The sequence below is a fragment of the Streptomyces drozdowiczii genome (genome assembly GCF_026167665.1).
Taxonomy (GTDB): domain Bacteria; phylum Actinomycetota; class Actinomycetes; order Streptomycetales; family Streptomycetaceae; genus Streptomyces; species Streptomyces drozdowiczii_A.
This window is the reverse complement of sequence record NZ_CP098740.1, coordinates 1562768-1581551: the sequence shown is the minus strand read 5'-3', so window position 1 is coordinate 1581551 and position 18784 is coordinate 1562768. Positions and strand designations below refer to the sequence as shown.

Here is an 18784-nt window from a genome sequence, read left to right as displayed (position 1 = left end):
GGCGTGGGCAGTTCAGAGGAGAGCGGCCAGAAGCTGTCTCAGAGGTGTGCTATCCGGCACGTCGGAAGCACACGGCAGGGGGACCGCGACATGTGTGCCCAGCAGGGCAACATCCGCGGCCACAGGTTCACGCCCGAGGCGGACGCTCAGCCGGTCCACCGCGGAGACCGCGATCCTCCGCAGGTCCGGCGCCTGAGCCAGTGCGGGATCCGTCAGCCAGGCACCGCTGCGGTGCAGGAGCGGCGAGATACGGCGCGCGGGCATCCGCGTCCCCGGCGGCTCCGCGCGCCGTCCGGAATGGGGCAACCACGGATAAACGTCGTGGGCATGGATCACGTCGCCCCGGACCGGCTCGGGGGCATAGGTGTCCACAGGCACACCGTGCCGTTCCAGACGCTGACGTGCCCGCTCGGTTGCTGCGGAGACGAATACCTGCTCGACGGCGAAGTCGTACGAGGCAAGACGGCCCAGAACCCCGTCCAGGGTATCCCCGCTGTACATCGCGTCGTCCACGACGGCCACGCGCACGCCGGCGCCCCCCTCAGTCAGGCTGTCGGGCAGACCCGCAAGGTCCAGCACCAGCTGCTCCCCGGCTCCCAGGCGTCGGTGCGCGGCCACATGGTGATAGCGGGGGCCGTCCCCGCCGACCGGCATGACGAAGAGTTTGTCCAGCACCAGGACTTCGTCGTACTTCTCCAGCTGGGGTGTGACCCACGAGGTGAACCGCTCGTGAACGACGACGTTCCAACCGCGCGAGGAGGCCAGGTCCAGTAGGATCCGGGACAGCGCTTCGAGATCGTCGTGCAGTAACTCTCGCCCGAAAGGGCTCAGTTGTCTTGCGGCTGCCTGAATGTCCAGGATCAGTGATATCGGCTCGCAGTCCATGTCAGAGCGCGGCAACCCGTCCCAGAGCCCCTTCCTCCGTAGGCGCCTGCCCGCGAAACCATTCGATGGTCCGGGTAAGGCCCTCCTCAAGAGGCACCTGCGGCTTCCACGAGAGGTTTCTCGTTGCGAGACTGATGTCAGGACGCCGGATCATGGGGTCGTCCTGAGGCTTGGCGATGAACTCGATGGGCGATACCGAACCGGTGAGCCGCTTCACCTCGCGCGCGAGCTCCAGGATGGACAGTTCGTGGGGATTGCCCAGGTTCATGGGCCCGTGGCCGTCCGACTCCACGAACTGAATCAGCCCTCTGACGAGGTCGTCCACGTAACACACCGAACGGGTCTGGCTGCCGTCTCCGGACACGGTGATGGGCTCGCCGGCCAAGGCTTGCCGGATGAAGGTCGGGATGGCCCGGCCGTCGTGGGCACGCATCCTGGGCCCGTAGGTGTTGAAGATCCTGACGATCGCGGTGTCGAGCCCGTGATGGGTGCGGTAGGCCGTAGTCATCGCTTCGGCGAATCGCTTGGCCTCGTCGTAGACGCCGCGAGGCCCGACGGGATTGACGTGCCCCCAGTAGTCCTCCGGCTGGGGGTGGGTCTGCGGGTCGCCGTACACCTCCGAGGTGGACGCCAGCAGGAAGCGGGCACCCTTCTCCTTCGCGAGCCCCAGTGCGTGCATGGTCCCGATGGACCCCACCTTGAGGGTCTCGATGGGCAGTTGGAGGTAGTCGATGGGCGACGCGGGGGACGCGAAGTGGAGTACGACGTCCACGTCCCCGACCACATGGATGTATCCGGTGACGTCAGTGCGGGTGAGCCTGAAGGATTCATGGCCCATCAGATGGGCGATGTTTCCCGGCTCGCTCGTGAGGAAGTTGTCGAGGCAGACGACCTCGTAGCCCGAACCCAGCAGACGTTCGCACAGGTGCGAACCAAGGAACCCGGCTCCGCCCGTGATGACCGCTCTTCTCACTTCGCCCCCGTTGGCATCAGGTGTTCGAACGGTGCGAGCATAACCGACGGCTCATCAACTTGCCTGGGTAAAAAGCAGCTTGTCAGCGGCATGTGCGCGTGCTCGGAAAGGCTGGGCAACGGGGGCGCCAACGGTCGTTCCGGGAAAAGGCCGTGCCCTGCCGGAGGGCCCGGCAGGGCACGGATTCATGGATGCTGATGCGGTCAGGCCAGGTCGACTTCGACCGTGAGCTCGCCGCCCTCGGTGTTCTGGAAGGCCAACTCGGACACGACCCCGGCCGCCTGGATATCGGCGGCGACGAGCCGGACGTCGTCCAGTACGGCGGCAGGCGCCTTAACCACGGCACGGGCGACCTCGGCCCGCATCGAGACCTTCGCGGTGGACTTGGCGCGCCGGATGATGGCGATGGCGGAAGCGGCGGCCTCGGCAAGCTCCGGGCGTGTGCCGGAGGCCGTCTCCCACAGGTCCGCGCTCGTCGGCCACGAGGTCAGGTGCACGGTCGACTCGTGGGTCCACGACCACGTCTCCTCCGCCGTGTAAGGGAGGACGGGGGCGAACATCCTGGTGACGATGTCGAGGGCGCGCCGTAGTGTGGCCCGGGCCGATTCCGCGCCTTCCTCGGAGCCCTTGCCGTAGGACCGCTCCTTGACCAGTTCGACGTAGTAGTCGCAGAAGAACCAGAAGAACCGCTCGATGGCGTCCAGGGCCGTCGTGTAGTCGAAGCCTTCGAGCGCCTTTGTGGCGTCCTCCGTCGTTGCCGCCAGCTTGGCGAGAAGCGCCTTGTCGAGCGGCTCCGTTGCCTTCGCCCCGGCACTCGGCGCAGGCAGCGAAAGTACGAACTTGCTCGCGTTGAGCAGCTTCATGGCCAGACGCCGGCCGATCTTCATCTGCTGCGGGTCGAAAGCGGTATCCGTACCAGGGCGTCCGCTGGCCGCCCAGTACCGGACCGCATCGGCGCCGTACTCGTCGAGCAGATGCCCGGGGGTGACCACGTTCCCCTGGGACTTGGACATCTTTTTGCGGTCGGGATCGAGGATCCACCCGGAGAGGGCGGCGTGCTTCCACGGAGTGGTGTTCGCTTCGAGCTGGGAGCGCACGACCGTGGTGAACAGCCACGTACGGATGATGTCGTGCCCCTGGGGGCGCAGGTCCATCGGGTACACCTGGCTGTAGAGCTCCGGGTCGGACAGCCAGCCGGAGGCCAGCTGGGGGCTCAGCGACGAGGTGGCCCAGGTGTCCATGACGTCGGGTTCGCCCATGAAGCCGTTCGGCTTGTCCCGCTGGTCCTCGGTGAACCCGGGCGGGCAGTCGCTGGACGGGTCGATCGGAAGGACCGACTCGTCGGGAAGGATCGGAGCCCGGTAGTCGGGCTGCCCGGCCTCGTCGAGGGCGTACCACAGAGGGAACGGCACACCGAAGAAGCGCTGCCGGCTGATCAGCCAGTCGATGTTCAGCCCTTGCACCCAGTCGTTGTAGCGCGACTGCATGTGCGCCGGGTGCCAGACGATCTCGGCGCCGTTGGCAAGCAGCTGCTCGCGGTGCTGGACGGTCTTGATGAACCACTGCCGGCTGCTGACGACCTCGAGCGGCTTGTCGCCCTTCTCGAAGAACTTGACCGCACGAGTGGTCGGCCGGGGGTTGCCGACCAGGCCGCCGGTGCCACGCAGCTCCTCGACGAGGATCTCCCGAGCAGTATGCACCGTCTTGCCGACGATCCGGTCGTAAAGGTCCTGGGCGCCCGCAGCGTCCGCGGTCGGCAGCTCGCTGAAGTCCAGCGGCAGCAGCCGGCCGTCACGGCCGATGACGGTGCGGGTCGGGAGCTTCAGCTCACGCCACCACATGACGTCGGTCGCGTCACCGAAGGTGCAGATCATGGCGATGCCGCTGCCCTTCTCGGGGTCGGCGGCGTGATGGGCGACGACCGGCACGCGGACCCCGAACAGAGGCGACGTGACTTCCTGGCCCACGAGGGACCGGTAGCGCTCGTCGTCCGGGTGTGCCACCAGGGCCACGCAGGCGGGCAGCAGCTCGGGACGGGTCGTCTCGATGTGCACGTCCTCGGTGCCGTGCTTGAACGCCACGCGGTGGTACGCACCCGAAACGTCCTTCTCGACCACCTCGGCATTGGCCACCGCGGTCCGGAAGGAGACATCCCACATAGTGGGTGCTTCGGACTGGTAGGCCTCTCCTCGCTGGACCAGGCGGAGGAAGGACGTCTGCGCGACGCGCTGTGCCTCCTTGCCGATCGTCGTGTACTGCATGGACCAGTCGACGGAGAGTCCGAGTTTGCGCCACAGCTCCTCGAAGACAAGCTCGTCCTCAGCGGTGAGCTTCTCGCACAATTCGACGAAGTTCTGGCGGGAGATGCTGACCGCCGGCGCCTTCTTGTCCTTGCCTGTCCGCTCGGCGATCGGCGTCGGGGCGGTGAACTCCGGGTCGTAGGGGAGTGACGGGTCGCAGCGTACGCCGTAGTAGTTCTGCACGCGGCGCTCGGTCGGCAGCCCGTTGTCATCCCAGCCCATCGGGTAGAAGACGTGCTTGCCGCGCATGCGCTGGAAGCGGGCGACGATGTCCGTGTGGGTGTAGCTGAAGACGTGGCCGACATGGAGCGAGCCGCTGACCGTGGGCGGCGGGGTGTCGATCGAGAACACGGCGTCACGGCTTCCGGGCCGGGCGAAACGGTAAACGTCCGCCTCACCCCAGAACGACGACCACTTCGATTCCAACCCGTCGAGCGAAGGCTTGTCCGGCAGCGGAGAGCCATAGCGCGTCATGTCGACACACCCTTCCCAGTCAGTTCCACAGCTTGAGGCGAGCGGGAGGACCACGCCTTTGAAGGCGATCGCTCCGGTCGGGCTCGCCAGTGATACTGATGAGCTGCAACTCGGCCCTCCGTCCAGTGTAGGGGGCCAGGAGCGAGCAGCTGTCCGGGATATCGCTGCGGAAGACCTTAGGCGAGAGAGGCGACGCGCACATGAGCAAGGAACGAGGGCGGGTGCTGGTGACCGGCGGAGCCGGATACATAGGTTCCGTCGTTGCCGCACGTCTGGTCGAGACCGGACACCGGGTGACCGTACTGGACGACCTGTCCACCGGTTTCCGTGAAGCTGTACCATCCGGTGCCGAATTCGTCAAGGGTCGCATTCAGGAGGCCGCGGAGGTGCTCGACCCCTCCTACGCGGTCGTGATGCACTTCGCCGCGGTCGCCGAGGTCGGTGAATCGATGGTCAATCCGGAGAAGTACTGGGATACGAACGTTCTCGGGACTTTCGCCCTGCTGGCGGCCATGCGTGGTGCGGGCGTACGCAAACTTGTGGCCTCTTCCACCTGTGCCGTGTACGGGGAGCCGACAGCCGGTGTGATCTCGACCCGCACCCCGACTGCCCCCGTGAATCCGTACGGCGCCTCCAAACTCGCGGTGGATCACATGATCGCCGGTGAGAGCGCCGCGTGTGGCCTCGCAGCGGTGTCACTGCGATATTTCAATGTCGCGGGGGCGGTCGCCTCCCACGGAGAGCGCCACGATCCGGAATCGCACCTCATACCTCTGGTGCTGCAGGTCGCGCAGGGGCGGCGGGAGGCGATCTCCATCTACGGAGACGACTACGCAACACCTGATGGCACATGTGTCCGCGACTACATCCATGTTTCCGATCTCGCTGACGCCCATCTGCTTGCTCTCGACGCCGCCGCGCCCGGGGAGCACCTGGTCTGCAACCTCGGCAACGGCAACGGCTTTTCCGTACGCGAGGTGATTGCCGTGGCCCGCAAGGTGACGGGCCACCCCATCCCCGAAGTCGTCGTCTCGCGCCGACCCGGCGACCCCGCGACACTCGTCGCTTCTTCCGCCCGTGCCCGAGAAAGGCTGGGATGGGTGCCGCGCCGCTCGAATCTGTCGGAGATGATCCAGGATGCGTGGGATTTCGCTCAGGCGACTGCAGTGAAGGAGTCCACCGGCCACTGACTGGACGTCCGGAGCTGCATGGCAGGGAGAGTGATGAACGGCAGGCACGGCAGATGACCTAATGACTCAGGGGAGTGGGTGGTCTGCTTGTGGAAGACGTTGAGGTCCGGAGAAGCGTGTTCCCTGATGGCCATGACGCTCGTTTGACGCTCCGGGCCCGCAGAAAGGGTGCTCGGAGCGGGCGCAGAAGCGCGTTGACCTGCGACTATGAGGGTCTCAGGTTCGCGTGACGTCTTCCCGATGACTTATCGTGTGGAGTGCGTGGCGATTCTGGAGCCGGTCGAGAAGGGCCGCTGACCCGCCGTTTTGCGTTTCGGGTGGTCAGCTCGTGGTCCGAGATCTTGAGTGGCTGGTATCACCTCGCCGCCCAGATACCAGCCCGGTATCATTGCTGTATGGCGATGACACTCCGGCTCCCCGAAGACCTTGACGCGAAGCTCACCGAGCGGGCTCGTCGGGAGGGTCGCAGCAAGCAGGAACTCGCCATCGAGGCCATCCGCGACGCCCAGGACCGGGCCGAGCTGAAGGTCGATGACGTCCTGGCCGAGCTGATGGACAGCGATGCGGAGATCCTGGACTACCTGAAGTGACCGACGTGCGCTACATCCAGGTCGACGAGATCCTGGCCATCGCCCGTACGGTCAACGGTACGGGGCACAGCGTGCGTGACATGGGACTGCTGGTGTCGGCGATCGAACGGCCCCGGACGAACGTGTTCGGGGCCGAGCTGTATTCCACGCTGCACGAGAAGGCGGCGGCACTGCTGCACTCCGTCGCCCGCAATCACGCTCTGATCGACGGCAACAAGCGCACCGCCTGGCTTGCCATGCGTGTCTTCCTGCGGTTCAACGGCGTCAGCGCCAGTGCCGCCCCGCCGCCCGTTTCCGTGGCCGGGCCGTTCGTCGAGGAAGTCGCGCAGGACAACGTCGATGTACCGGCGATCGCCAAACACCTCGCGACCTGGTTCCCTGTTTCCTGACGTTCGACGAGGCAGGGGCTCGACGCCTGCGTTCCCATTCCGGACCCAGCCCACGCACCGGGCTGGGTCCGGTTGGGAACCGCCGGGGAGCTGTCGCTCCCCGGCGGTGACTTCACTTCGGTCGGATCAGTACTTGGTGTACTTCATCCAGTCGTAGCGGGCCGTCAGCGGGGTGCCCGGGTAGTTGAACGGGCCGAGCCAGCTGTCGACGCCGGTGCCGGGCCACAGGTTGGCCATGATGCGCATCGGGTGGGTGGGGAGTGCGCCGCGTGAGCCGTTCTCCTGGTGGACGAGCTTGCCGTCCACGAACCAGTTGATGGTTCCCTGGTTCCACCACTCGATGGCGTAGTCGTGGAATCCGGCGGAGGCGTCGAAGCCGAGGTTGATGACGGTCTCGTGGCCGCCGACGCCGTTGGTGAAGTAGTTGGTCTGCATCTGGTTGGTGTTCTTGCCGAGGATCTCGACGTCGATCTCGTCCCAGGGCTGGCCGTCGCTCGGGCCGGTGTAGGTGAAGAAGCCGGTCACGGTGCCTTCGCGCTTGACCGCCTGGAGGCGGGCCTCGAAGCGGCCGTACGAGTACAGGTCGTTGGTGCGGTACTCACCGGAGGCGTAGGGCTTGCCCGAACAGCCGGACGGGCAGCTCGCGGTGTCGAGGTTCTGGCCCATGACACCGCCGCTGAACCAGGTGTGGTCGGCGCGCCAGCCGGCGTTGAACATCCCGCCGTTGGACCAGCCGTCGGACTTGCTCCAGAGGCCCGTGTTGTAGGAGTCGAAGTTGTCGGTGAAGCTGCCGCCGACGGCGTACGCGGGGGTGGAGATCGGGTTGAGGGTCAGCGCGAGTGCGGCGAGTGGAGCGAGTAGCCAGCGGTACTTGAGAGACCGCCGAGAAGCCGTGCGGGATTGCATTGCTGCCTCCTTGGGGGCGTGAATGCGGCAGGCGGGGGGAGTGGTTCGGCGTCCGCCGACGACACAACCGTGCGGGGACAGGACGCCTGTGGTGAGGGGACGTGCACCTGTCAATCACGATCTTCCGTGCACCACCGGTGGGGGGAACCGGGAGTCGCGGTGCGGTACAGGCCCGACGGCGCATGGGTGGTGCGCCGTGAACGGGTGGGACTGGGAACGCTTCCAAAAAGTAGCAGCGCCGTAGCGGGCGGACAAGAGGCCGGAGTGCCTCGATGCATCACGAAGGAAACCTTCCGTTCACACCGAAGGGCCGCTGGCGATGCGCCGCCCGGGTTGGTCAAGTGCCCTCTCGTGCCGCTTCTTATCCCGTTCTGGCTGGTCGGGGGCGGTGGGGCGGCGAGTCGCTGAACGGCTATTGACATGCCTGTAACGTCGGCCTCAGCATGTGCCCACGAAAGCGCTGGGCTTCAATCACATCTGGAAGCGCTACCAAAATCTGTGTCCGAGCCGGCGAATCAGCCGGCATAAAGGAGACTTCACCTCATGAGCAGAGTGCGACGGTTGCTCGTCTCGGTCGCCTGCGCGGCGCTCGCCGCCGGCACGCTGGGCGGCGGTGGCGAGGCGGCTGCCTCGCCCGGCCCCGCGGCGGCCGGCCATACGCTGCCCAGCAACACCCGCTTCTACGTCGACCCCGAGGCCGGGGCCGCTCGGCAAGCGGTCGCCGACGTCAAGGCGGGCAAGGTCGAAGACGCCGTGCGAATGGCCAAGTTGGCCTCCTGGCCGCAGGCGATCTGGCTGGACTACGGCACACCCGCCGAGATCGAGAAGGTCGTCCGGAAGAAGATGCTGGCGGCCAGGCTGACCGGCACCGTACCGGTGTTCGTCCTGTACAACGTCACCGGACGCGATTGCAGCTTCTACTCGGCCGGCGGCGCGGACAGCCCCGAGGAGTACCGCGCCTGGGTCCAGGGCGTGGCCGACGGCATCGGCACCGGCCGCGCCGCGGTCATCGTCGAGCCCGACGGGCTGGCCCTGCTGCCCAAGGAGTGTCCCGAGGGCGACGCGGACGGCGCCCGGACCGAGGAGCGGTACGCCAACATCCGGACCGCGGTCGACCTCATGGAGGCCAAGCCCAAGACGTCCGTCTACCTCGACGGCGGCAGCAGCAACTGGCAGCCGGTCGGTGAACTCGCCGGCCGGCTGATCGAGGCCGGCCTGGACAAGACGCAGGGCTTCGCCCTGAACGTCTCCAACTACCAGCCCACCGACCAGCTCAACCGGTACGCCACCTGGGTCTCCAAGTGCGTCTGGTACACCACCGAAGGCCCGCAGGAGGCACGCGGGAAGACGGACACCTGCGCCAGCCAGTACTACTCGCCGTCCGCCCCCAACGACGGGCAGCCCGGCAACGCGGTGGACTTCTACGACCCGTCCACCTGGAAGTGGACCGACGCCTGGTTCGACCGGACGGTGGGCCGGCCCCCGCTCGAGGACCTCTCGCACTACGTCCTGGACAACAGCCGCAACGGCCTCGGCGCCTGGATCCCCCCGGCGGGCAAGTACACCGACGCCGAGCCCTGGTGCAACGCCCCCGGGCGCGGCATCGGCGTCCGGCCCACCGCCGACACCGGGCAGCCCCTGGCCGACGCGTACCTGTACGTGAAGACCATCGGTGAATCGGACGGCACCTGCCACCGGGGCACGGCGGGCCCCGCCGACCCGGAGTACGGAAGCGAGGACCCGGCGGCCGGCGCCTGGTGGCCGGAGTTCGCGCACACCCTGGCCAGGAACGCGAAGCCCGCGCTGACGTTCAACACCGGCCGGTAGCCGACAGCAAGGCGCTCGCCCGTCCGACGCCGGACGGGCGAGCGCCTTGCTCGTTCAGGGTGCGGGTTCAGGACCGGATCGGGCTGCGCACCGGGCCGTGCTCATGCCTGCTCAGGCCGACCCGCGGCGGGTCAGGGTGGTGGCGGTGATGACGGCGCCCTGGGTCCGTGTGCCGGAGCCCTGCTCGTGGAGCTTGCGCAACAGCAGCCGGGCCATCGTGCGGCCCATGCCCTCGATGTCCTGCCGGACCGTGGTGAGCGGCGGATCGGTGGCCGTGGACACGGAGGTGAGGTCGTCGAAACCGACCACGGCCACGTCGTGCGGCACGGTGCGGCCTCGTGCGCGCAGGGTGCGCAGCGCGCCCTTGGCCATGAGGTCGCTGGCGACGAAGACCGCGTCCAGATCGGGGTGCCGGTCCAGGAGTTGGGCCATCGCGCGCTCGCCGCTCCCGTCGGTGAAGTCGCCCTGCGCGACGAGCGAGGGATCGGCGTCGAACAGCACATCCCGGTAGCCGTCCAGCCGGTCGATCCCTGCGGCCAGGCCGAGGGGACCGGCGATGTGCGCGATCCGTCGGCGGCCCTGGGCGACGAGGTAGCGCACGGCTTCCCTGGCCCCGCCGCGGTTGTCCGCGTCGACGTACGCGAGTGCGGCCTCCCGGGGGATCGGTTCCCAGTGGGGCCTGCCGCCGTAGACGGTCGGCAGGCCGAGGCGCCTGACGATGTCGGGCAGCGGGTCGTCACGGTGTACGGAGAAGGCCAGCGCGCCGTCGATGTGGCCGCCGGACAGGTAGCGGTCCATCCGCTCCCGGTCGCCGGCCCCTTCGGCGAGGAGGAGGACCAGCTGGAGGTCGTGTGCGACCAACTCCTTGCTGATGCCGCGGATCTGGAGCCCGAAGTAGGGGTCGGAGAAGACGCGGCCCTCGGGTTCGGCGATCATCACCGCGATGTTTCCGGTACGTCGGGTGACCAGCGTGCGAGCGGCCCGGTTGGGCACGTACCCCAGCTCTTCGATGGCTCCTTCGACTCTGGCCATGACCTGTCGGCGTACTCCGGTCCCGCCGTTGATGACGCGGGACACCGTTGAGCGGGACACGCCCGCGTGGGCGGCGACCGCCTCCAGGGTCGGGCGGACAGCCACGGACGGTTCGGGCACGACGCACTCCTTGCGGGAAGGGGAGGGGCGGCCGCGCGGCGGTGGGCACCACGCCGGTGCGGGGTTCGACGCCCCCCTCGGCAGTCGTCGAACCCCGCACGATCACGCGCCGTATTGGTAGCGCTCCCAAATAATGTGCAAGTGATCCAGGGGTGTCAAGCGGTGAGTGGGTCATGGCGCGGCAGCTGATCCGCCGTGTTCGTGGCCGCTGTCGCAGGGTCATATTCGGGCAAACATTGCTGATTCTCCCTCGTTGGCACCGGATGGCCAACAGGAAGGGTCATGGACGCGGACCCTTGACAAAGGTGAACATCGCCCCCATCTTTCTGGAAGCGCTCCCAGTTTGCCGCCCAGGAGTCAGTCGTACACGCGGCGGCTCCTTCCCGAATCCCTCCGCTGTTGGAGAAGCACCCCATGAGCATCGATCTGCGGCCTGTCGATTCCGGCCGGTCCGAGCCCCAGCCCCTGCCCGGCCTCACCGTCCCCGGTCTCCCGGCGGACTTCGTGTGGGGCGCCGCGACGTCGGCGTACCAGATCGAAGGGGCGGTCGATGTCGACGGGCGTACGCCGTCGATCTGGGACACCTTCAGCCACACCCCCGGTGCGATCGAGGGCGACGACCACGGCGATGTGGCGTGCGACCACTACCACCGGATGCCCGACGACGTGCGACTGCTCGCCGGTCTCGGACTGGACGCCTACCGCTTCTCGTTGTCCTGGCCGCGGGTCCAGCCCGGTGGGCGCGGACCGGCGAACGCGAAGGGGCTCGACTTCTACGACCGCCTCGTGGACGAGCTGCTGGCGCAGGGCATCACTCCCTGGGCGACGCTCTACCACTGGGACCTGCCGCAGGAGCTGGAGGACGCCGGAGGCTGGCCCGAGCGGGACACCGCCTACCGCTTCGCCGACTACGCGGAGCTGGCGGCCGGCCGGCTCGGCGACCGGGTGCACCACTGGATCACCCTCAACGAGCCCTTCTGTTCGGCGATCCTCGGCTACCACATCGGCTGCCACGCCCCGGGGCGCAAGGACTTCCGGGCCGCCGTCCGCGCCGTGCACCATCTGCACCTGGGGCACGGGCTGGCCGTCGAGCGGATCCGTGCGGTGGTGCCCACGCCGGCACAGGTCGGCATCACCTTCAACCCCGCCCAGGTCTACCCGGCGTCCGACAGCCCCGCCGACCTCGCGGCCGCCCGCCAGGCGGACGGCATGGGCGCGCGCATCTACCTCGACCCTGTCCTGCGCGGGCGGTATCCGCAGGACGTGGTCGAGGATCTGGCCAGGCTCGGGGCCGAACTGCCGGTGGAGGCGGGGGACCTGGAGGTCATCGGCCGGCCCGTGGACTTCGTCGGGATCAACTACTACGTCAGCGACGTCGTGGCGGCCGGCGGCGAGCCGGGGGAGACCGTCAGGGTCCCCCAGCCCGACCGGCCCGTCACCGCGATGCCGTGGGAGATCCACCCGCAGGGCATGACCGACCTGCTCACCCGGATCAGCCGCGACTACCCCGGCACGGCGATGTACGTCACCGAGAACGGTGCGGCCTTCGACGACTCGGTGTACGGCTCCGGAGCCGGCGGCCGCATCGAGGACATCGACCGGACCGTGTACCTGGCCGACCATCTTGCCGCGGTGGGCCGGGCCCGCGAGGCCGGCGCGGACGTGCGGGGCTTCTTCGCCTGGTCCCTGATGGACAACTTCGAGTGGGCCTACGGCTACGGCAAGCGCTTCGGCATCGTCCACGTCGACTACGAGACCCAGATGCGCACCCCGAAGCAGAGCGCCGAGTGGCTACGGGACGCCGCGAACGCGGCCCGCGGACGCCAGGGGTCCTGAGGTCTCCACCCGCACCACCTTTTGTACGCATACACGCAAGGAGGCTTCCCATGTCCACTGCACGAGCCGCGAGAAGAATCCTCATCCGCCTGGGCGCCATGGCCGCGGCCGGCACCCTGCTGGCCGCCTGCGGATCGGGCTCGACCGATGCCCAGGACAGCAACGGCAGGATCACCCTGACCGTCGACCTGTTCGGCACGTTCGGCTTCAAGGAGGCCGGGCTCTACAAGGAGTACGAGAAGAGCCACCCGAACATCACGATCAAGCAGACCGACACCCAGGAGGAGAAGAACTACTGGAAGGCGCTGCAGACCCGCCTCGCCGGCGGCGGCGGCCTGGCCGACGTCCAGGGCATCGAGATCGGCCGCATCGCCTCCGTGGCCCAGCGCCAGAGCGACAAGTTCGAGGACCTGAACCAGTACGGGGCCGCCAAGCTGAAGGCGAACTTCACCGACTCCAAGTGGGGCGCCGCCACTACCAGGAGCGGCCAGGTCATGGGCCTGGGAACGGACAACGGCCCCGGCGCCATCTGCTACCGCACCGACCTGCTCAAGAAGGCCGGACTTCCCACCGACCGCGAGGAACTCGCCAAGAAGTGGTCCACCTGGGACGGCTACCTGGACCTCGGCAAGCAGTACATGAAGAACGCCCCCGCCAAGACCGCCTGGATCGACAGCATCCGGAGCATCTACACCAACGTGGCCGGCCAGTACAAGGAGCGCTACTACGACTCCTCCGGCAAGCTCATCTACCAGGACAGTCCGGCGGTCAAGGAAGCCTGGGACCTGTCCGTCAAGGCCGACCGCGCGGGCGTGAGCGCCGAGCTGGCGCAGTGGACGCCGCCCTGGAACCAGGCGTTCGCCGCGGGCTCCTTCGCCACCCTGCCGTGCCCGGCCTGGATGCTCGGCTACATCAAGGGCCAGGCGGGCGACGCGGGCAAGGGCAAGTGGGACATCGCCAGGATGCCCGGTGTCCCGGGCAACTGGGGAGGCTCGTACCTCTCCATCCCCAGGGCCGCCAAGCACAAGAAGGAAGCCTACGAGCTCATCGAGTGGCTGACCGCCCCCGAGCAGCAGGCCAAGCTCTTCACCGAGATCGGCAACTTCCCCTCCAGCGTGCCGGCCATCGCGAAGGTGGCGGACACCGAGGACCCCTACTTCTCGGGTGCGCCCATCGGAAAGATCTTCGGTGACGCGGCCAAGCAGGCGCCGGTCCAGGTGCTCGGCGTGAACGACCAGGACATCCAGGAGCAGATCACCGCCGGGCTGTTCGAGATCGAGAAGAAGGGCACGTCGCCCGACACCGCCTGGAAGCACGCCGAGAAGGGCATCGACAACGCCATCGGCTGATCACGCCGCGGGGGCGGGCCGGGTCCCTCGCCACGCCCCGGTCCGCCCCCGGCCCCCTTCCCCGACCACCCGCCGAGGCCCCGGCCTCCCCGCACACCCGAAGGGTCACCCCGTGACCGTCACCGCCGCCGCGCCGGCGCGCAGTCCCCAGCTCCCACCAGGACGCCGGGCCTGGCGCACCCTCTCGCCGTACACCTACATAGCGCCGTTCTTCGTGCTGTTCGGAGCCTTCGGCCTCTTCCCGCTGATCTACACCGCGTTCATCTCGCTGTACCGGATCGAGTTGCAGACCCCCGGCGACATGGAATGGCGCGGCTTCGGCAACTACACCGCCATCTTCACCGACCCGTTCTTCTGGGGCGCCCTGCGCAACACCTTCACCCTGGGCGTGCTGTCCACCGTCCCGCAGCTCCTGATCGCCCTGGGGCTCGCGCACCTGCTCAACTACAAGCTCCGCGGGCGCACCTTCTTCCGCACCATGATGCTGATGCCGTACGCCACTTCGGTGGCCGCCGCGACCCTGGTGTTCGCCCAGCTCTTCGGCCACGACTTCGGCCTGATCAACTACGCCATCGGCCTCGTCGGCGTCGGCCCGGTGGACTGGCAGACGGGCACCCTCGCCTCCCAGACCGCCATCGCCTGCATCGTCGTCTGGCGCTGGACCGGCTACAACGCGCTGATCTTCCTGGCCGGCATGCAGTCCATTCCCGGCGATCTGTACGAGGCCGCCGAAATGGACGGCGCCTCTCGCTGGCGGCAGTTCCTGCACGTGACCCTGCCGGGCCTGCGCCCCACCATCGTCTTCTCCGTGATCATGTCGACCATCGGCGCCACACAGCTCTTCGGCGAGCCGCTGCTGTTCGAGGGCAACGCGGGCGGCGGTATCACCCACCAGTACCAGACGCTCGGCCTGTACATGTACGAGCAGGGCTGGTCCTTCTTCCACCTGGGCCGGGCCGCCGCCATCGCCTGGGTCATGTTCCTGCTCATCCTGGTGCTCGTCGGGCTCAACGCCCTCCTCGCGCGCCGCCGCATGGCCAAGGAGGCCGGCCGGTGACCATCCTCGCCGATCCGAACACCGCGCACGCCGGGCAGCCGTCCGCCGTCACCGCGTCACGCCGCCGGGGGCCGAGGCGCCGCGCGGGACGCACCCTGCACGGCAGCCGCCTCACGTACACGTTCCTCGTCTTCGCCGTGCTGGTCTCCGCCTTCCCCTTCTACTACACGATCGTGGCGGCCAGCCGGTCCAACGCGGACATCGCGAAGGTACCGCCGACGCTGATTCCCGGGCCCAACCTGCTGCACAACTTCCAACAGGCCCTGGACCAGGCCGACATCGGGAAGGCCCTGGTCAACTCCCTGATCGTGTCCGGGTCCATCACCGTCGGTACGGTGCTGTGCTCCACCCTCGCCGGGTTCGCGTTCGCCAAACTGCGCTTCAAGGGAAGCAACGCGCTGCTCGCGTTCACCGTCGGCACCATGATGATCCCGCCACAGCTCGGCGTGATCCCTCTGTTCATGGTGATCGCGAAGCTCGAGTGGGCTAATCAGTTGCAGGCGGTGATCCTGCCCAGCCTGGTCTCCGCCTTCGGTGTGTTCTTCATGCGGCAGTACATCGCCCAGTCACTGCCCGACGAACTCATCGAAGCCGCCCGTGTCGACGGCGCCTCCACGGCCCGGATCTTCTGGACGATCGTCGTCCCCATCGCGCGCCCCGCCATGGCGGTCCTGGGCCTGGTCACCTTCATGACGGCCTGGAACGACTTCTTCTGGCCGATCATCGCGCTCTCCTCCCAGGAGCCCACCGTGCAGGTCGCCCTGCGTCAGCTCGGCGGCGGGTACGTCCAGGACCAGTCCGTGGTCATGGCGGGCACCCTCCTGGGCACGCTGCCCGTCCTGGTCGTCTTCGGCCTGCTCGGCAGGCAGATCGTCGGCGGGATCATGCAGGGCGCCGTCAAGGGCTGAACGGCCCCGCACAGACGGTGGTGTGCGGCCGGCCTTCGGGCAGGCAACCGGTGTCCACTCCCCGCCCGGCCGCCTCCCGGCGGCCGACGGTTGCCGGCCGCGCACCACTCATCCCGCATCAGCTACTGGCGCGCTCGACCAGGTGAGTGGGCAGGATCAGCGGACTGGCGGTACGGCCCGCGATCAGCCCGGCGAGCATCCGGGCCATCTCGCGCCCCAGATCCCGGACCGGCTGATGGATCGTGGTGAGCGCGGGTTCGGCGAGCTGTGCGACGGCGAGATCGTCGAACCCGACCACGGCCACGTCCTCCGGCACCGAGCGCCCGGCGCCGCGCAACGCGCGCAACGCGCCCGCCGCCATGTTGTCATTGGCCGCGACCACCCCGTCCAGGTCCGGGTGCGCCTCCAGCAGACGGGCCATCGCGGCGGCTCCGGCGGCTTCGGTGAAATCCCCCTCCTGGGGCGGGCGGGGCTTCAGACCGGCCAGCATCATCGCTTCCCGGTAGCCGCGATGCCGTGAGGCGCCCACCTCGGTGTCCAGCGGGCCGCAGATCGTGACCACGCGAGTCCGCCCACGCGAGAGCAGGTGATCGGTCGCGTCCCGCGCGCCGCCGACGTTGTCGATGTCCACGTACCAGCGCGGCTCGAAATCGACGGGCCTCCCACCGAAGACGACCGGGATCCGGCTCTCCTTGGCGATCCGGGCCAGCGGGTCGTCCTCGTGCAACGCCATCAGCATCACCCCGTCGACGACACGGGAGCGTACGAGCTGTTCCACCCGCTCCCGGCCGCGCGGGCTGGCGGCGACGCACAGCATCATGTGCAGGTCGGCGTCTTCCAGCGCACTCGCCACCCCGGCGACGACCTGCGCGAAGAACGGATCCGTCAGGACCTCCGGGTCATCCTGTGAGATGACCAGCGCGGCCGCCCCCGCCTGCCTCGTGGCCAGGGCGCGCGCCTTCGGATTGGGGACGTAGCCGAGTTTCCTGATCGCCCTCTCGACGGACTCGCGCTTGGCCCGGCTGACATGGGGCGCGTTGTTGATCACCCGGGAGGCCACCGATCGTGACACACCGGCCAGCGCGGCCACCTCGTCGAGCGTGGCGTGCCGATGCGGCAGTTCCTCAGTCATGGAGGCGGGCCTTCTCTCGCGGCAGTTATGGAAGCCCTTCCATTGTCACCTGTGCGCGTGGCGCGTGGGTACAGAGGGGGAATCCCCTGCGCTGCCACCCTCACCCCGCCTGTTTTTGGGAGCGCTCTCATGGGCGGCTGCCTCGAAACTGCCTCTCCGGCCGCCGGTGGTGGGGCTGTGCCGACCCTAGCGTCGGGGCACAGCACCATCCGTCTAACTGGGAGGGGCAAGATGAACAAGGGTCTGCGTACGGCCGCGGTGGCCGCGGCACTGGTCACCGGGATGGTCGCGGCGGGCAGCGCGCCCGCCGCGGCAGCGGGCCGCGCCGAGCGGATTACGTCGCAGGAGCAGCTCGCCGCGCACCTCGCCGAGGCCGTCGCCGTGGAACAGGCGAACGGAGCCGTCGACACCGGTGTCGTCGGCGGCCTGGTCGTCAACACGACCGGCGTCCGCCCGGCGAGCTGCTGAGGCGGCGGAGGTGACCACCGTGGACGGGTCCGCGGGGCAGCCGCCCCTGAACTGGTGTCCCTCCGGCGACGCGAGTCGTCCGGAGAGCGTGGTCCTCGGCGTCCGCTCCGGCGACGGCGGCGAGGTCGTCTACCTGGCCGAACCGGTGCCGGCCGCCGATGTCCTCGGCGCCGTGCCGGCGGGTATCGCGCCCAACCGGGTGCTGCGGTTCGCCTCGCACTGCGTGTCGGAGTGCGCGAACCGGGTGGGCGACGCGTGCGGCCTGATCGAGCGGATCCGCGTCGTGCCGGAGGAGGCCGGGGCGGACGAGCGGTCCCTGCCGCGGTGTCACCTCCGCCCGCAGTGCAAGTGGTGGAACCAGGTGGGCGTCGAGGGCTGCCGTCGCTGCCCCGCCGTCGTCACCCTGAATCCGCACGACGACGAGTTGAGGGTTCTCGTCGCCGGTCCGGACACCACGCTGGAGCAGGTGGAGGAGTGGATGGCCGCGGCCGAGTAGACCGCGGGCACCACCCGGAACAGAAGGGGCCCCGCGCCGGGCGATACGGCGCGGGGCCCCGTTCGTCGCACGTACGGGGCGACCGGGCCCCACGACCGAGAGGGACGTCCATGGCCCACTGGATACGCCGTTTCCACCCCGCGCCCCACGCACCCGTCCGGCTGCTGTGCTTCCCGCACGCGGGCGGCACCGCCTCCGCGCAGCACGCCCTGTCGGCCGCGGTCAGCGGGGCGCTCGACCCGCTCGTGGTGCAGTACCCGGGCCGGCACGACCGCTTCGGGGAGCCGCCGGTCGAGCGGGCGGAGGAGATCGTGGAGGCGGTGCTGAGAGAGCTGCCGCCGGACCCGGCTGACCGGCCGCTCGCGCTGTTCGGGCACAGCATGGGCGCCTTGATGGCGTTCGAGTCGGCCCGGGTGCTCCAGGGCCTGGGCCGTCCGCCCGCGGTGCTCTTCGTGTCGGGGCGCGGCGGGCCCTCCCTGCCCCTCCCGGCGCGCTGGTCGCAGGAGCTGTCCGACGACGAACTCCTCGCCGAGATACGGCTACTGGCCGGGACGGACGAGGAACTGCTCGCCGACCCCATGCTGATGGAGCTGGCGCTGCCCCCGCTGCGCGCGGACTACCGGCTGCTCGGGCGTTACGCGTACGCGCCGGGGCCCCCGCTGAGCTGCCCCGTGGTGGCGCTGGGCGGCGACGCCGACCCCCGGGTGCCCGTGGCCGAACTGGCCGCCTGGGAACGGGAGACGGCCGCCGGCCTGACCACCCACGTCCTGCCCGGCGGCCACTTCTACCTGGATGCCGGGCTGCCGGAGGTGGTGCGGGTGGTGACGGGCGCCTTCGTGGCCTCCTGAACCA

The 18784-nt window shown here is 68.7% G+C and carries 17 protein-coding genes; 11 read left to right on the top strand and 6 right to left on the bottom strand.

Translation table 11 applies throughout. From position 1 onward, the window contains the following. Nucleotides 1-12 precede the first annotated feature (12 nt). The 3 genes from NEH16_RS06930 to valS all read right to left on the bottom strand — a co-directional run bounded on the left by NEH16_RS06930 (nucleotide 13) and on the right by valS (nucleotide 4632). Nucleotides 13-885: a hypothetical protein gene (locus NEH16_RS06930; protein ID WP_265540143.1), complete on the bottom strand. Its 873-nt coding sequence runs from the start codon at nucleotides 883-885 to the stop codon at nucleotides 13-15. A 1-nt stretch (nucleotide 886) separates the two neighbouring features. Then, on the bottom strand, nucleotides 887-1858 hold the full coding sequence (locus tag NEH16_RS06925; RefSeq protein ID WP_265540140.1) for a UDP-glucuronic acid decarboxylase family protein: 972 nt from the start codon (nucleotides 1856-1858) through the stop codon (nucleotides 887-889). A 203-nt stretch (nucleotides 1859-2061) separates the two neighbouring features. Then, nucleotides 2062-4632, bottom strand: a complete 2571-nt coding sequence (valS, locus tag NEH16_RS06920; protein WP_265540138.1) for a valine--tRNA ligase — start codon at nucleotides 4630-4632, stop codon at nucleotides 2062-2064. Between the two features lie 200 nt (nucleotides 4633-4832). Here valS and galE point away from each other — a divergent pair, with 200 nt between their 5' ends. The 3 genes from galE (at nucleotide 4833) to NEH16_RS06905 (ending at nucleotide 6801) form a co-directional block, all read left to right on the top strand. Continuing rightward, nucleotides 4833-5822, top strand: coding sequence for a UDP-glucose 4-epimerase GalE (gene galE / locus NEH16_RS06915; RefSeq protein ID WP_265540135.1), 990 nt, complete (start codon nucleotides 4833-4835; stop codon nucleotides 5820-5822). Between the two features lie 395 nt (nucleotides 5823-6217). Beyond that, on the top strand, nucleotides 6218-6412 hold the full coding sequence (locus NEH16_RS06910; protein ID WP_073967591.1) for a ribbon-helix-helix protein, CopG family: 195 nt from the start codon (nucleotides 6218-6220) through the stop codon (nucleotides 6410-6412). Further along, entirely contained in the window at nucleotides 6409-6801 is a 393-nt protein-coding gene (locus NEH16_RS06905; protein ID WP_265540132.1) for a type II toxin-antitoxin system death-on-curing family toxin, read from the top strand. Before NEH16_RS06910 ends, NEH16_RS06905 begins: the two co-directional genes overlap by 4 nt. A gap of 126 nt (nucleotides 6802-6927) precedes the next feature. On the opposite strand, the gene bglS is transcribed toward NEH16_RS06905, so the two are convergent. Further along, nucleotides 6928-7707 carry a beta-glucanase gene (bglS, locus tag NEH16_RS06900; protein WP_265540131.1) on the bottom strand — a complete coding sequence of 260 codons (780 nt, stop codon included), beginning with the start codon at nucleotides 7705-7707 and terminating at the stop codon, nucleotides 6928-6930. A gap of 543 nt (nucleotides 7708-8250) precedes the next feature. Here bglS and NEH16_RS06895 point away from each other — a divergent pair. After that, on the top strand, nucleotides 8251-9534 hold the full coding sequence (locus NEH16_RS06895) for a glycoside hydrolase family 6 protein (protein WP_265540129.1): 1284 nt from the start codon (nucleotides 8251-8253) through the stop codon (nucleotides 9532-9534). A 111-nt stretch (nucleotides 9535-9645) separates the two neighbouring features. Here NEH16_RS06895 and NEH16_RS06890 read toward each other — a convergent pair whose 3' ends face one another. Further along, complete coding sequence (locus NEH16_RS06890) at nucleotides 9646-10686, bottom strand: LacI family DNA-binding transcriptional regulator (RefSeq protein ID WP_265540127.1); 1041 nt, start codon at nucleotides 10684-10686, stop codon at nucleotides 9646-9648. Between the two features lie 414 nt (nucleotides 10687-11100). Here NEH16_RS06890 and NEH16_RS06885 point away from each other — a divergent pair, with 414 nt between their 5' ends. The 4 genes from NEH16_RS06885 (at nucleotide 11101) to NEH16_RS06870 (ending at nucleotide 15836) form a co-directional block, all read left to right on the top strand. Beyond that, entirely contained in the window at nucleotides 11101-12522 is a 1422-nt protein-coding gene (locus NEH16_RS06885; RefSeq protein ID WP_265540125.1) for a GH1 family beta-glucosidase, read from the top strand. Between the two features lie 50 nt (nucleotides 12523-12572). Then, entirely contained in the window at nucleotides 12573-13871 is a 1299-nt protein-coding gene (locus NEH16_RS06880; protein WP_265540123.1) for an extracellular solute-binding protein, read from the top strand. 112 nt (nucleotides 13872-13983) lie between these two features. After that, a complete protein-coding gene (locus tag NEH16_RS06875; protein WP_073967604.1) occupies nucleotides 13984-14928 on the top strand; it encodes a carbohydrate ABC transporter permease in 945 nt (314 codons plus the stop codon). Next, on the top strand, nucleotides 14925-15836 hold the full coding sequence (locus NEH16_RS06870; protein WP_374215673.1) for a carbohydrate ABC transporter permease: 912 nt from the start codon (nucleotides 14925-14927) through the stop codon (nucleotides 15834-15836). Before NEH16_RS06875 ends, NEH16_RS06870 begins: the two co-directional genes overlap by 4 nt. Nucleotides 15837-15954: 118 nt before the next feature. Here the strand turns inward: NEH16_RS06870 and NEH16_RS06865 are convergent, their stop codons facing one another. Beyond that, nucleotides 15955-16968 (bottom strand): LacI family DNA-binding transcriptional regulator, encoded by a 1014-nt coding sequence (locus NEH16_RS06865; RefSeq protein ID WP_265540120.1) that lies wholly within the window; start codon nucleotides 16966-16968, stop codon nucleotides 15955-15957. 231 nt (nucleotides 16969-17199) lie between these two features. Between NEH16_RS06865 and NEH16_RS06860 the strand changes: the two genes are divergently transcribed. The 3 genes from NEH16_RS06860 to NEH16_RS06850 all read left to right on the top strand — a co-directional run bounded on the left by NEH16_RS06860 (nucleotide 17200) and on the right by NEH16_RS06850 (nucleotide 18780). Then, nucleotides 17200-17436: a hypothetical protein gene (locus NEH16_RS06860; RefSeq protein ID WP_073967607.1), complete on the top strand. Its 237-nt coding sequence runs from the start codon at nucleotides 17200-17202 to the stop codon at nucleotides 17434-17436. Nucleotides 17437-17446: 10 nt separating this feature from the next. Continuing rightward, nucleotides 17447-17932, top strand: coding sequence for a hypothetical protein (locus NEH16_RS06855; RefSeq protein ID WP_242442196.1), 486 nt, complete (start codon nucleotides 17447-17449; stop codon nucleotides 17930-17932). 110 nt (nucleotides 17933-18042) lie between these two features. Further along, nucleotides 18043-18780: a thioesterase II family protein gene (locus NEH16_RS06850; protein ID WP_265540117.1), complete on the top strand. Its 738-nt coding sequence runs from the start codon at nucleotides 18043-18045 to the stop codon at nucleotides 18778-18780. Nucleotides 18781-18784: the final 4 nt, after the last annotated feature.